The organism is Rhizobium sp. F40D2 (assembly GCF_051810745.2).
Taxonomy (GTDB): domain Bacteria; phylum Pseudomonadota; class Alphaproteobacteria; order Rhizobiales; family Rhizobiaceae; genus Rhizobium.
In genome coordinates this window covers 770,155-784,134 of record NZ_JBPWQX020000004.1, presented here as the reverse complement: position 1 = coordinate 784,134, position 13,980 = coordinate 770,155, and the positions used below count along the sequence as shown (strand labels likewise).

Genomic DNA, 13,980 nt, shown 5'->3' with positions numbered 1-13,980 from the left:
CGAAGGAAGTGCCATCACCACATTGAGGCGGCAGCCGACATCACGTGTCCGTAGAAATATCATCCCAATCCTGATCCATGTAGCCGATCAGCCAATTGAGGGCGTAGTGCCTTTCGTAGACCACGCCCCGTCCAATCCGCCCGGCGGCTCTTCGCCCTTCAGCCTTGCGTTCAGGGCCGCCCAATCATAGCGGTAGATCAGGTCGGCGGCGTCGAGCAGGTCTTTTGGCGGACGCAGCCTGGCGCGGCGCATCAGCCCGTCCGTTCCCAATTCGCGAAGTGTTTTCGCGATGAACGGGACATCGCAAATATGGTCGGGACGTTCGGGCTCCGGCGAAATCCCGAGCGCCCACAACATCACGTGCACGCCTTCGTAACGCCGGGCGAAGTTTGCGCGATCCTGATCGGAGGGATCGGGATCGTCCATGGAGGCCTGCTCTTTCGGGGTGAAAAAACTTGCTGCGTCGAACTGCCGGATGAGAGCCTGCCCCATGGCATGGTCGCCGGTCTCGCCCTTCACGGCAACGATCGCAAGCGCGACCGTGCGTTGCACGACCGCCTTGGTATTTCGGCGGGTGCTCTCGCTCTCCGGCTCGACGGTCGGCAGATGATCGATCGTCGGCACGCCTTCCGATTGAAGCTGAGCGATCGACCGGGCTTTGCGCGCGCCTGTCTCATCGGCGGGTTGCGAGACAGTTGCCTGAACCGGAAGGATCAATGCAGAAGGGCAGAAAATAAGCGCTTCATCACGTATGGCTCAGCGCTATCGGGATATGTTTTGCGCAAAAGCGACGTCGGTTTCCTGAAGGGTGGTAAACGGCATTTTATATATTGAGCAAATCGTTAAATTTTTTTCGATACAAAAGTCCCTAGCCAAGCCGGTATGAGGCCGGACCGTTCGATCGAGGACTTTCTATGCGTCGTCCAAACATTAAATCGAGTTTGCTGTTGATTTTCAGCGGTGTAGCTCTTCTTTTCGGTCTTGTCGCCTATCTCGCGGTCGACGGTCTTCGCAAGACGAACGGCTCGACCGAGGAAATTGCCACCGACTGGCTGCCAAGCGTGCAGGCGTCGCAGGCAATCAACCTCGCAATGACGAATTTGCGCCTCACTTACCGCGATCACATCATCGCGCAGTCGGAGGCGGAAAAGAAGACACGCGAAGAGGCGATCAAGGTTGCCGAGGATGCGGTACACAAATCGGTCGACGTCTATCTTCCGCTGGCGTCGTCCGATCGCGAGCGCGAGCTGATCAAGACGATCAAGGAGAGCGTTGAAGGTTACATCTCCAGCAGTTCGCAACTCCTCGTCCTTTCCCGCGCCAACAAGACCGAGGAAGCCGGGCAATATCTCGGCGGGGGAATGCGCTCTTATTCCGACAAGCTCAAGGAAGCCACGGCGGCCCTGGTCGAACTGAACGTCACCGGCAGCAAGAAGGCCGCCGACCTCAGCGCGGAGACCTTCGCCTCTATAGAATTCTACCTGCTTGCAACGATCGCCGTCGCTGGGTTGCTCGTTCTCGGTGCTGTCGCTTTCGTGCTGAAGTCTATCGCCAATCCGATCACCGGCATCACCGCCTCGATGCGCCGGCTCGCTGAGGGAGACACAAGTTCGCAGATCCCATTTGCCGACCGCGCCGACGAAATCGGATCCATGGCAGGGGCGGTCGAGATCTTCCGCCAGGCCGCCATCGCGAACAAGCGGATGGCGACAGAGGCCGAGGAAAACCGCATCCGGGCGGAGGCTGACCGCGTTGACACCCAGAAGCTGGCGGAAGCCGACGCATCGGAGCGGTTGCGCATCGCCACCTCGGGTCTCGCCGCCGGTTTGAAGCGGCTGGCCGCAGGTGACCTCGCCTTCCAACTCAACGAGGCCTTCGCGCCCGACTTCGAGGCGCTGCGCCACGACTTCAACCAGTCTGTCACCCAGCTTGGCGCGACGCTCCGGGCGATCTCCGACAGCATCGGCACGATCGACGAAGGAACCCGGGAGATCTCTTCCGGTGCGAGCGATCTGTCGAAGCGCACGGAGCAGCAGGCGGCCTCGCTCGAAGAGACGGCAGCCGCACTGGAAGAGATCACCGCAAACGTTGCGAACTCCAGCAAGCGCACCGAGGAGACGCGCACGGTGGCCACCGAGGCAAACCGCAGCGCCGGCATCTCCGCGGAAGTCGTTTCCCACGCCGAAGAGGCAATGGAACGCATCGAGACCTCGTCTCAGCAGATCTCCAACATCATCAGCGTCATCGACGAAATCGCGTTCCAGACCAATCTTCTTGCGCTCAATGCCGGCGTGGAAGCCGCCCGTGCCGGCGAGGCCGGCAAGGGCTTTGCCGTCGTCGCCCAGGAAGTGCGCGAACTCGCCCAGCGCTCGGCAAGTGCAGCCAAGGAAATCAAGGGCCTGATCCAGAACTCTTCGAAGGAAGTTGAAAGCGGCGTCAAGCTCGTCCGCGACACCGGCCAGGCCCTGAAGACCATCGGCGGCTTCATCACCCAGATCAATCACCATATGGACTCGATCGCCACTTCTGCAAAAGAGCAGTCGATCGGACTCAGCGAAGTCAATGTTGCGGTCAACCGGATGGACCAGACCACGCAGCAGAACGCGACCATGGTGCAGGAGTCGACGGCGGCATCCGATTCACTCGCGCAGCAAGCCCAGACACTTCGCGAGCTTATCGCCCAGTTCAGGCTCGGCGATACGACGTCCAACCAGTCGTCAGCCCTTCGCTCGACGGCGAGAACGATGGCGCAGCCGACAGCCCGCGCCGCGATCCATGCGGTTGCCGCTCGCCGCTAAAGCATGTCGCGCAAAAGTGTGCAGCGGTTTTGCGGCAACCCCTCGTCCTCGCCCTGACCGCCTGGACAGACCAGATATGAAGGCGCCCGGCAATGCCGGGCGCCTTTCATCTTATCATGCCGCGAAGGCTGGATTACGCCGGGCGCCCATTCTCAGCACGAAATAGATCGCCCCGCCGATTCCGACGCCGAAGAACCAGCCATAGGTGCCCCACCAATCCGGCAGGATGCTGGTGAAGGTCGGCAGGATCGAGGAGAACAGCGCGCCGACCGCAAATGCGATGAAGGCATTGCCGTGCCAGCCGTTCTGGAAGCGGAACTCGCCATTCTCGTGATAGAGCGCCTCGACGTTCAACTGGCTCTTCCGGATGAGATAGTAGTCCACCATCATGATGCCGAAGATCGGCCCCATCGTCGACCCGATGAAATTGACGAAATGCGCCGCACCGGTCTCCCAGGGAGCAAACGGATAAAGCACGAGGGCGATGAATGCAGCGATGTACCCACCGCGTTTGAAGTTGATCTGGCGCGGGAAGACATTGGCGAAGTCGAAGGCCGGCGAGACGAAGTTCGCCACAACGTTGATGCCGAGCGTGGCGATCGCGAATGTCAGTGCCGCAAGCAACGCCAGGAACCAGCTTTCGAATTTCGCCGATATCATTTCCGGATGCAGCAGAACCTCGCCATATACGGTGAAGGCCGCCGTGGTCGTGACGCCTGCGACAAGGCAGAAGGCCAGAAGGTTGATCGGCAGACCCCAGAGATTGCCCTTGCGCAGCGCCTTTTCGCTTGTCGCGTAACGCGAGAAATCGCAGAAGTTCAGATAAAGCGCTGCGAAATAGGTGATCCAGGTGGCGGCCACTGCGGCAAGCGCCGCAAACGAGCCGGGCTCGCCCGGCACGCCGGCATCCTTGGTCTTCTCGATCAGCACATCGCGCGGGATCTCCGAACCGAAGGAGAAGGTGCCCGACTTGACGACCAGGTAGACGGCGAGGATCAGCATCATGATCCAGACGGCCGGACCTGCCCAATCCTGGAACTTGCGAACCGTCTCCATGCCCCGCTGGATGATCAGTAGCTGCAGCGCCCAGACGATGACGTAGCAGATGAGTTCGAGGGTCGAGTGGCCGAGCATATGGCTATTCTGGTGGAAGGCGAGCAGGCTCTCGTTGCGGATCAGGAGAGCGACGATCGCGCCGGATGCCGCGGCAGTCTGCGCGCCGTACCAGAAGCAGGCGACCACCGCCCGGACCAGGGCCGGAACGTTGGCGCCGAACGTGCCGAAGGAGGCGCGCGCCAGAACCGGAAAGGGTACGCCGGTGCGCACACCGGCATTGCCGACCATGCTCATCAGCAGGAAGATGACCAGGGAGCCGATACCGATGGCGATGACGAAATTCACGAAGCTGCCGCACAGCAGGAACAGGCTCGCCGCCAGATAATAGCCCCACAAGCTGTGGACGTCGGACGTCCAGACGTTAAAGATACTGAATGCACCCCATTTGCGCTCCTCGGCGGGTGCAAGATCCTCGTTATATAACGAGGGAGACGGATTTCGAATGCTCATGAATGCCCTCCCATATCCCCTGAGGCCGACTCGACCCCGAACGGAAGTTTGCGCCTCATTTAGGCATCTGACAATTTAATAGTCATATTGTACACAATGTCGGTGGCCGCGCTGTATAGATCCTGCGAAGCGCCCTCGGGCTGGTCAGTGCGCACCGATGACCCGTCCGGCCAGCCGAAACGGGCTGGCCACTGCAGCGCCGGCTGCATCGAAGACATAGGCGCCGACGTCGTCGGCGGTTGAACGCCGGCCGCTTTCGAAGGAGACAAGCTGCGCGCCGAACTTGGCGAGTGAGGCATAACGATCATGTCCCAGCCCGTCGGACGCCTGGATCGAGCTGATGTCGATGACCCGGAGCCTTTCCTTCACGGCGGCGTCCTCGATGAGGGGATCGTTGATATCGAGACGGCCGACGCGCGGCCGCTCTGCTGCGATGAAGCTCGAGGCCACGAGCGCCCGATCGTCCTTCGAGACAAGGAGAGAGATAGGGATCGGCATCCGCCCGATATCCTTCAGCTGAGATCGGAAGACATCAACGTCGATGTCGGGAGCAGCGAGGATCACCGCCAGTTTGCCGACGACATCGTCGCGATGCTGCAGCTTGAGCTGGCGAACCGTTTCCATGACCAGGAACCCGCCCATGCTGTGTCCGAACAGGACGATGCGTTTCACCTTGCCGGCGGCCGAAAGCGAAGTGACGAGGGAATCGAGCGCGCTGCGCGAGGCGAGCGCCGCATCCCGGTCTGCGACATAGCCGGCAACGGCTGCAGCCGAAGGCCAGGAAAACAGGATCGGAGCGCCCGGCATTTTCGCATCCGCGGCGATCTGCGCCGTGCGATAGAGCGCCTCCTGGTAGCTGTAATTATAGCCATGCACGAAGATGCCGATGGTGCCGTCCGGCTGCACCGACCGCAGCGCCTCCTCAACGAAGGCGTTCTTTGCAAGCTGCTTGCGCCCGATGACGGCAAATTGCCGTTCGGGATCCAGTGTCGAGGTTGGGTATGCGATCGTGGTACCCCTTCTGTCCGGAGGGACAGAAAATTCGTATTGCTCATAGGTCAGGCTGTTAGCCCATGCACTCCCAAACCCGCCTCGCACGGTATCGGGGGTCCTGTTCGTCGCAGTCAGCACGCCAACCTCGGTCTCATCGACACGAGCCTGCAGATGCACCGGCTTCAAGACACCGGGCGACGGCCTCGATACGCAGGCCGTCAGCGTCACCAGGCCGAGCGCGACCAGCACGGCCGGAGCAATCCTCGCAAGCCCTTTCAAACGTCGTTGCTCCATAGAGCTGTCCCTTCGCAGGTCAAGGCGTGCAGCGGCCGCTTCGGGCCGCTGCGATGGCTGACGGACTCGTCCTCATGCCTCTGCCGGGACATCGGTCTTGACGGCTTCGTCTCTCGGGATCCTGAACCATGCGACGTAGAGCGCCGGCAGGAACAGCAGGGTGAGCGCGGTTCCCACAACAATGCCGCCCATCATGGCGTAGGCCATCGGCCCCCAGAAGATCTCGCGCGAGATCGGGATCAGCGCCAGGGTGGCCGCCGCAGCCGTCAGCATGATCGGCCGCATACGGTGCTCGGTCGCCTCGATGACCGCCTGCCAGGCAGCAACACCTTCGGCGCGCAGATGTTCGATCTGTACGACCAGGATGACCGAGTTGCGGATCAGGATGCCGATCAGCGCCAGCACGCCGAGGATCGCCACGAAGCCCATAGGGGCATTGCTCAGCAGCAGCGCCGCTACTACGCCAATCAGCGCCGTCGGGGCGACCGCGAAGACCAGGAAGAGGCGGCTGAAACTCTGCAGCTGGATCATCAGGATCGTCGCCATGATGAACAGCATCAGCGGAGCCACCGCCGCGATCGGCCCCTGCGCTTCGGCGCTGGATTCGACTGCCCCGCCCACTTCCACCTTGTATCCCACGGGCAGGTTTTTCTGGAACGCCTCAACCTTCGGCTTCAGCTGGTCGACGATCGTGGCCGGCTGGGTCGAACCGATGACGGCCGCCTTGAGGGTGATTGTGGGTTGCCGGTCACGACGCCAGATCGTCGGCTGCTCGAGCTCGTAACGGAAGTTCGCGACCGCCGAGAGCGGCACGACCTTGCCGTTGGAGGTCGAAAGCTGCAGATTCTCAAGTGTCTGAATGGAGTCCCGCTCGGAGGCCCTGGCGCGGCCGATGACGTTGACCAGATAGATATCGTCGCGGATCTGTGTGGCGGTCGAGCCTTCGACGATGCCGTTGAGGGCGGTGGCGATATCCTCCGAGGAGACGCCGAGCTGGCGGGCCTTGTCCTGCAGCACATCGACCTTGACCACACGCGAGGGCTCGTTCCAGTCCAGCACCATGTTCGACAGCAGCGGATGCGTGCCGACGACGCCGGCAAATTGCTGGGAGACATCCCGGACCTTCTGGATATCAGGGCCGCTGATTCGGTACTGGACCGGTTTTCCCACAGGCGGGCCGATATCGAGAAGCTTCACGAAAGCGTCGGTGCCCGGGAAGGTTTTCGTCAGATAGTCCTGCAGTTCGGCCCGCACCTTGTCGCGCACGTCGAGGCCTTTGGTGACGATCACCGTCTGTCCGAACGAAACGTCGGGCGTCTGCACGTCGAAGGAAAGGATAAAGCGCGGGGCGCCCTGGCCGACATAAGTCGTCCAGTGGTCGATATCCTTGTTACCGGCCAGTATCTCCTTCTCGAACCTCGCCATCTGCCTGTTGGTCTCGGCAATCGAACTGTTATGCGGCAAGTTCCAGTCGACGATCAGCTCGGGCCTGTCGGAATTGGGGAAGAACTGCTGCTGCACCAGCCCCATGCCGCCGATCGAGAGACCGAAGACACCGACCGTGAGGATGATGGTGATCCAGCGAAAGCGCATCGCCAGGCTGAGGAGCCAGGAGAAGACGGCGGCAAAGCGGCCCTTCTTCTCATGATGCGACTTCATGGTCTTCGGCAGAATGGTGACGCCGAGAAGCGGCGTGAACAGCACCGCCACGATCCAGGAAACGACCAGCGAAACCGCGATGACCACGAAAAGCGTGAACGTGAATTCGCCGGCGGCGCTGTTGTTGAGACCGACGGGAATGAAGCCCGCGACGGTGACGAGCGTTCCCGTCAGCATCGGAAAGGCGGTCGACGTATAGACATAGGTTGCCGCCTTCCTCAGATCGTCGCCCGCCTCCAGACGAGCCACCATCATCTCGACGGCGATCATGGCGTCGTCAACGAGCAGCCCTAGTGCGATGATGAGCGCGCCGAGCGAGATGCGCTGCAGCGAGATGCCGGAATATTCCATCACCACGAAGGTAATGGCGAGCACAAGGGGAATGGAAATCGCCACCACCATGCCGGCGCGAAGACCGAGGCTGATGAAGCTTATGATGAGCACGATGACGATCGCTTCGAAGAGCGCACGGGTAAAGCCCGAAACCGCTTCATCGACGACATGCGGCTGGTCGGAAACACGGTGAACGTCCACACCGATCGGAAGATCGGCGACGACGCGTTTCATCTGCGCATCGAGTGCCTCGCCGAACTGCAGCAGATTGGCGCCCTGCTTCATGCCGATGGCAAGCCCGATCGCCGGCTGGCCGTCGAACCGGAACAGCGCCGAGGGCGGGTCCACATAGCCGCGCTTGATCGTCGCGACATCGGTCAGTGGGAAGAAGCGGTCGTTGATGCGAAGGTTGATCGACCGCAGGCTTTCCTCGGAGGTGAACTGTCCGCTCACCCGCAAGGCAATACGCTCCGGCCCGGCATCGACGAAGCCGGATTGCGTCACGGCATTCTGCGCCTGCAGGGTCTGGATGACCGACTGCTGGTCGATGCCGAGGGCCGCGATCTGGCGGGTGGAGAATTCGAGATAGATCGCCTCGTCCTGCGCGCCGACCACGTCGACCTTGCCGACATTGGGCACGGTCAGAACCTCTGAGCGGGCGTCTTCCACGAGATCACGAAGCTGGCGCTGGGTCAGCCCGTCGCTGGTGAAGGCGTAGATGTTTCCGAACACGTCGCCGAAGCGATCGTTGAAGAAGGGACCGACGACGCCGGTCGGGAAATCGCCCTTGATGTCGGCGATCATGTTGCGGATGCGCAGCCAGGTCGGCGCGACATCCCTTGCCTTGGTGGTCGGCAGCAGCTCGACGAAAACGGTCGTCTGGCCGGCGACGGTCTCGCTCTTGGTGTAGTCGAGCGATTCCAGTTCCTGGAGCTTCTTCTCGATCCGGTCGGTCACCTGCCGGGTCACCTCGTCGGCGGAGGCGCCGGGCCACTGCGCAGTGATCACCATCGTTTTGATGGTGAAGTTCGGGTCTTCCTCGCGGCCGAGATTCAGGTAGGAGAAGGCGCCGGCGAGAATGAAGACGATCATGAAGTACCAGACGAGCGAACGGTGTTCGAGCGCCCAGTCGGAGAGATTGAAGGACTTCACTGGCTGATCTCCTGGTCGATCCTGATGGCCTGGCCATCTTCAAGTTTATGCACGCCTGCCACGACCACCCTGTCTCCGGGGGCAAGCCCTTCCGTGACGCGGACAGTGCCGCCATCGACGACGTCGCCGTCGATCTTCACGCGGCGGCGCGAGACTTTCTTGCCTGGCACATCGACGATCCAGACGTTCGGGCCGTCGGTGGCGGCAAGGATTGCCGAAGACGGCAGCATGATCTCAGGATCGGCGGCGATGGTGGCCGAGGCTGTGATGACGGAGCCGAGCCGGAAGGTTTCAGGCGGATCGGCGAGCGCGATCTTGGTCCGGCTCGTCCGCGTCGCCGTCTCCGCCTCCGGCGCGATCTCCCGCACGACACCGGATGTACGGATCGTCGGATCCAGCTGCAGCGTCACCTCGAAGGGCGCGCCGATCTTCAGTTTCTGGGCGGCGCCCTGCGGCACGTCGACCACGGCGTCGCGCTTGTCCGGCCGTGCGATGGTGACGACGGTCTGGCCGGCCGAGACGACCTGCCCGACCTCGGCCGAGGTCGCCGTCACCACCCCGTCGAATTCCGCCCGAAGCTGGGCATAGCCGAGCTGCTCCTTGGCCTTGTCGAGATTGGCCTGCGCCTTGGCGACGGCAGCCGCGGCCGTTCGTCTCGCTTGCTCGGCCTCCTCAAGCGCGGCCTCAGTGCCGGAGCGCGACTCCACCAGCGCGCGCTGGCGCTGCTCGGTGGTCACCGCGTTTCTCAACTGGGCGTCGCTGTTTTCCACGTCGGACTGGGCGTTGCGCACGGCAAGCTCCAGCGCCAGCGGATCGATGGCGGCCACGACGTCATCCTTCTTGACGACATCGCCGACATTGACGTTGCGGGCGATCATCCGCCCGAGAATCCGGAAGCCGAGTTCGGTCTCGATCGTCGGCTCGATCGTGCCGGTCAGGCTCAGGCTCGAGGCGGGCGTCTGCTTGACGGTGATCGACAGCACCGGACGTGGCGCCTCCTCCCCGCTCTCTTCTTCCTTCGGCGTGCAAGAGGATATGAGGGCCGTGCCCACCATCAGTGCAACTATCTTGAGGCGAATACTCACTTGGAAGCTTCCTTGACATAAGACACGATTTCACCCGGCCTGAGGAACTTGGTTCCGTCCATCACCACGGTTTCTCCTGCCGAGACGCCTGATTTGACGATGAAGCTGCCGGTCTCGTAACCGGCAACTTCAATCGCCCTGACCGAAACCGCCGACGATGCGGGATCGACGATCCAGACGGCCGGCTTACCGTCCTTGGAGGTCATTGCCGACCAGGGCAGCTGGATGACCTCCTGCGCGACGTAATTGAAGCGTCCAACGACGGGAGCACCCAGCGGAATGGGAGTGTCGCTCGAGATCGCAACCTTGACCTTGATCGTACCGGTGGAGGAATCGATCGTCGGCGAAATCTCGCGAACCCTGGCGGTGATCTTCTGCGAAGGGTCAGACAGAAGGGTCACGGTGCCGTTGCCTTCGATCGGGTGCAGGAAGGCGCTTTCGACCACTTCGAAGACGGCGTCCCGGTCGCCGTCATGGGCAAGGGTGAAGACGACCTGCGCCGCCTGCGCCACCTGCCCGACCTCGGCGTTGCGGGCGGTGATCACCCCATCGGCGTCCGCCTTCAGCTCCGTGTAAGAGAGGGTGTCCTGAGCAGTTTCCAACAGCGCCTGCGCCGATTTCGCCGATGCCTGCGCTGTCAAAAGCGCTTCCTGCGCCTGATCGAGTGCTGCACGCGTCGTCACCTGCGTTCGAAACAGGCTCTGCTGCCGGTCGAATGCGAGCTGCGCCTGGGTTTGCTGCGCTTGCGCCGACTGAAGGTTGGCGGCCGCCACGTCCAGGTCGGCTTTCTGCTCTTCCGGATCGATGCGCGCCAGGACCTGCCCCGCCTTCACGGACTGCCCGACCTCCGCCAGCCGCTCGACGATCTTGCCGCTGACACGGAAGGACAGATCGGTCTGGATGCGGGCCCGGACTTCCCCGGTGATCGCGCCGCCCTGGGCCAGCCGCTCGGATTTGACCACGACGACGCCGACCTGCCGCGGGACGGGTTCGGTCGGCCCGTTCGAATCGCTGCATGATCCGAGACCGACGGCGCATACGATCGCGGTGGCGATCAGAATGGTTCTCATAGTTGACCTCTTGCTCTCAACGGCAGCTGCTATATAATTGACTGACGCATTAGTCAACGAAAGTTTATGTCGCAGGAACGTGGGCGCACGCAACAACGGGGGAGGCAGGAAATGGCAACTCAGAAGAAGCTCACACGCGCGGAACAGAAGGCGCTGCGGCCCATCCAAATTCTGGATGCCGCCTTCGAGGAATTCGTCAAATGCGGCTTTTCCGGAACACGCGTCGAAGACATCGCCGACAGGGTCGGCGTCACCAAAGGCACGGTCTACGTCTACTTCGAAACGAAGGAGAAGCTTTTCGAAGCCATGATCAACCACTTCTCCGTGCCGTTTCAGGAACTGGTCGCGATCGCCGATCGGCTGAGCGGCAGCGCTACCGATAGGCTGATTTCCATTCTCGGCCTCTTCTACGAGCAAATTCCCGAGGACCGCGCGACGCGGGAATTGACGCGGCTGGTCATTTCGGAGGGACAGCGTTTCCCCGACCTGATCGATCGCCACCACGATCAGTTCATTGCGCCGATCATCGCCAAGATCGACGCCCTCATCCTGGAGGGCGTGGCCTCGGGCGAGTTTCGTCCAATTCCGGTGGAATTTTCCGACATCGTGGTCGCGCCCATCCTGACGACCACAGTTCTGCGGCTGATCTTCGACGACCGCCGCGTGCCCACTCCCAACAAGGAGGCCTTCCTGAGGACCTATTTCGACCTGCTGTTCAACGGCCTGCTCGCCAAGCCTCACTGATGGCCAATGGCTCCGAGCGCCCGCGAAACATCGCCCGTTTGCGGCAGCGCTGCGGCCAGTTTTCACCGAAAACGGAAAAACAGGCTCCGGTGCACATAGCTTTTTTGAAGTCTTTATGTGAAAACATCGAGTTAGCCTGTGCCATTAAAAGCACGACCTCAATTCGCGACGGAATAAAGTGGAACGCAAAGTCAATCTCAAGGATGTCGCGCGCGACGCTGATGTATCGCTGAGCACCGCCTCGCACGCGCTGAACGGAACCGCGCCGCTGACGGTCGAAGTGCGCGAAAGGGTCCTGGATTCGGCCAAACGCCTAGGTTATCTCGACCGTCGCAGGAAGAAGGCGACGATCGCGGCGCTGCGCGTCCTGCTTCTCGCCATTCCTGGCGATGCGGCGCCGGAGAGCGACCTCAATCTGGTGAGCTGGACGATCCTCAACGGCCTCAGGAAGGAGTGCGAGCGTCGCGGCATCCGGATCGTGCCTTTCGTCAGCACCGGCCGGCGCATCGACGGCGCTGCGGTCAGACAGATCGCGCTATCGGAACGCGCCGACGGCATCGTCGTCCTCAACGACGACCAGCCGGAACTCATCCGCAGTCTCTCCTCCCCCGATATGCCTGTTGTCATCGTCAACGGCGAGGATCCGGCCATGCTGGTCGATACGGTGACGCCGGAAAATCGCTTCGGGGCGCGGCTTGGCATCGAGCACCTGCTGGGGCTCGGACATCGCCGCATCCTGCACCTGACCTGGAAGGGTCGCACGACGATCCAGCGCCGATATGACGGCTTTTCCGATGCCTATTTCGCCGCGCAGCTTCCCGTGCCCGAAGACATGATCGTCGAGGCCGAAGGATATGAGCCTCGTCACGGCGAGGCTGCCATCAATGCGCTGCTCGATCGCGATCCGACGATGAAAGGTGCCACCGCCGTCTTCTGTGCCGCCGACAATCTGGCACTCGGCTGCTTGAAGGCATTGGCCGATCGCGACATACGGGTGCCGGAAGCGATCTCCGTCCTCGGCTTCGATGACATCGTCCCCGGCGAGTTTAGCCGCCCGCCGCTTTCGACGGTCAGCGTTCCCACCGATAAGCTCGGCGCTGCCGCCTTGGCGCTCATCGAACAGAGGCTGATCGCCAACGACCCGCAGCGGCCGGCCCATCGCCTGGAACTCGGATGCCACCTCGTCCTGCGCGGTAGCATCGCGCCGCCGCGCTAAAAAATCGTCCGAAGGCGTCAAAACCGCCATAGGACCCCAAGCTAAATTAACGCAAGCGCTCCGCCCGCAGGCGCGTATCCCGCGGGCTTTCGCCAAAGGTGCTGCGGTAGATGATCGAGAACCTGCCCGCATGTGCGAACCCCCATATCGCGCAGATTTCGCGGACGGACCGCTGGTTCGTTGGATCCCGCAGTTGCTCACGGGCCGCCTGCAGCCGGATCGTGCGCAGGTAACCAGCCGGCGAGGTTCCTCTGAAGGCTTTGAAGCCCGTCTGCAGGGCGCGAAGCGAAACCCCAACATCCTCCGCAACCATCGTCATGGTGAGAGGCTCGGCGATATTGGCATGCATATAGTCGATGGCACGCCGGACATGCCAAGGCGCAACCAACGACACCTTCCTTTTTTCCAGATGGCCGGACAGGCGGTGGTGGCCAAATCGGATGACAAGATGAGCAAGCGTTTCGCCCATCGTCGCCATGGCGAGAGGGGAAGACAGAAGCGGACCGCTGTTGCGCATGCCCTGCACGATCGTCTGCACCAGGTTGCCGATGAGCTGGCCCGACTGTGTCGAAAGATCCAGGATGGGCTCAAGGTCGAGTGACTCGGAAAGCGGCGTTTCAGCAAGTGAAATGAGCACACGTTTCACGATTTTCCAGTCGAGGAAGAGGACATCCGAAGTGTGCGGGCCCAGGACGAAACGATCACCGGCCTCATGGTTATTGGCCATGAGAAGATAACCCGCTCCACTTTCAACCGCCCTTTTCCCGATGGACACTCGAAAGGACCCAGTCTGCGGCAGGTAGAAGGCAAGGTGTTGCGGCGTCTCATTGAGCGTTCGAACTGTCCAGGAACTTCGAAAGACGGAGTGAAGGACCGTAAACCCATCGCCTCTTCTCAAGTCCGCCGCCCAGCGGAAGTTTCGATCGTTGCCTAGCGGCTGTGCGGCAAAAACCCCATAACCGGTCGACAATGTTTTAACCATCGACTCGAAGTCGTGGCCTTGATGCGTCGGTGCGAACTCATAATCCTCGCGCTCAGGAGCGCGCGCCGTGTTCTCGTACCTCATGCAG

9 protein-coding genes and 1 pseudogene are annotated in these 13,980 nt (G+C 61.7%); 3 read left to right on the top strand and 7 right to left on the bottom strand.

Features of this window, described 5'->3' with window-relative positions:
- Positions 1–40: 40 nt before the first annotated feature.
- Positions 41–624 (bottom strand): annotated as a pseudogene (locus ACS4RS_RS32375) (DUF4272 domain-containing protein).
- Positions 625–914: 290 nt separating this feature from the next.
- Between ACS4RS_RS32375 and ACS4RS_RS32370 the strand changes: the two are divergent.
- Entirely contained in the window at positions 915–2,798 is a 1,884-nt protein-coding gene (locus ACS4RS_RS32370) for a methyl-accepting chemotaxis protein (protein ID WP_439012286.1), read from the top strand.
- A 114-nt stretch (positions 2,799–2,912) separates the two neighbouring features.
- Here the strand turns inward: ACS4RS_RS32370 and ACS4RS_RS32365 are convergent, their stop codons facing one another.
- The 5 genes from ACS4RS_RS32365 to ACS4RS_RS32345 form a co-directional block, all read right to left on the bottom strand.
- Positions 2,913–4,364: an NCS1 family nucleobase:cation symporter-1 gene (locus ACS4RS_RS32365; protein WP_439012285.1), complete on the bottom strand. Its 1,452-nt coding sequence runs from the start codon at positions 4,362–4,364 to the stop codon at positions 2,913–2,915.
- Between the two features lie 144 nt (positions 4,365–4,508).
- The gene (locus ACS4RS_RS32360) at positions 4,509–5,651 is read right to left on the bottom strand and encodes an alpha/beta fold hydrolase (RefSeq protein WP_439012284.1); all 1,143 of its coding nucleotides are present in this window, start codon (positions 5,649–5,651) and stop codon (positions 4,509–4,511) included.
- A gap of 72 nt (positions 5,652–5,723) precedes the next feature.
- Positions 5,724–8,795, bottom strand: a complete 3,072-nt coding sequence (locus tag ACS4RS_RS32355) for an efflux RND transporter permease subunit (RefSeq protein WP_439012283.1) — start codon at positions 8,793–8,795, stop codon at positions 5,724–5,726.
- Positions 8,792–9,880 (bottom strand): efflux RND transporter periplasmic adaptor subunit, encoded by a 1,089-nt coding sequence (locus tag ACS4RS_RS32350; protein ID WP_439012282.1) that lies wholly within the window; start codon positions 9,878–9,880, stop codon positions 8,792–8,794. The genes ACS4RS_RS32355 and ACS4RS_RS32350 overlap by 4 nt, the downstream gene beginning before the upstream one ends.
- Positions 9,877–10,950, bottom strand: coding sequence for an efflux RND transporter periplasmic adaptor subunit (locus ACS4RS_RS32345; RefSeq protein WP_439012281.1), 1,074 nt, complete (start codon positions 10,948–10,950; stop codon positions 9,877–9,879). Before ACS4RS_RS32345 ends, ACS4RS_RS32350 begins: the two co-directional genes overlap by 4 nt.
- Before the next feature lie 111 nt (positions 10,951–11,061).
- Between ACS4RS_RS32345 and ACS4RS_RS32340 the strand changes: the two genes are divergently transcribed.
- Both ACS4RS_RS32340 and ACS4RS_RS32335 read left to right on the top strand, forming a co-directional pair.
- The gene (locus ACS4RS_RS32340; RefSeq protein WP_439012280.1) at positions 11,062–11,694 is read left to right on the top strand and encodes a TetR family transcriptional regulator; all 633 of its coding nucleotides are present in this window, start codon (positions 11,062–11,064) and stop codon (positions 11,692–11,694) included.
- 178 nt (positions 11,695–11,872) lie between these two features.
- Positions 11,873–12,910 (top strand): LacI family DNA-binding transcriptional regulator, encoded by a 1,038-nt coding sequence (locus tag ACS4RS_RS32335; RefSeq protein WP_449314115.1) that lies wholly within the window; start codon positions 11,873–11,875, stop codon positions 12,908–12,910.
- A 46-nt stretch (positions 12,911–12,956) separates the two neighbouring features.
- Here the strand turns inward: ACS4RS_RS32335 and ACS4RS_RS32330 are convergent, their stop codons facing one another.
- Positions 12,957–13,976: a helix-turn-helix domain-containing protein gene (locus tag ACS4RS_RS32330; protein ID WP_439012278.1), complete on the bottom strand. Its 1,020-nt coding sequence runs from the start codon at positions 13,974–13,976 to the stop codon at positions 12,957–12,959.
- Between the last annotated feature and the right edge of the window lie 4 nt (positions 13,977–13,980).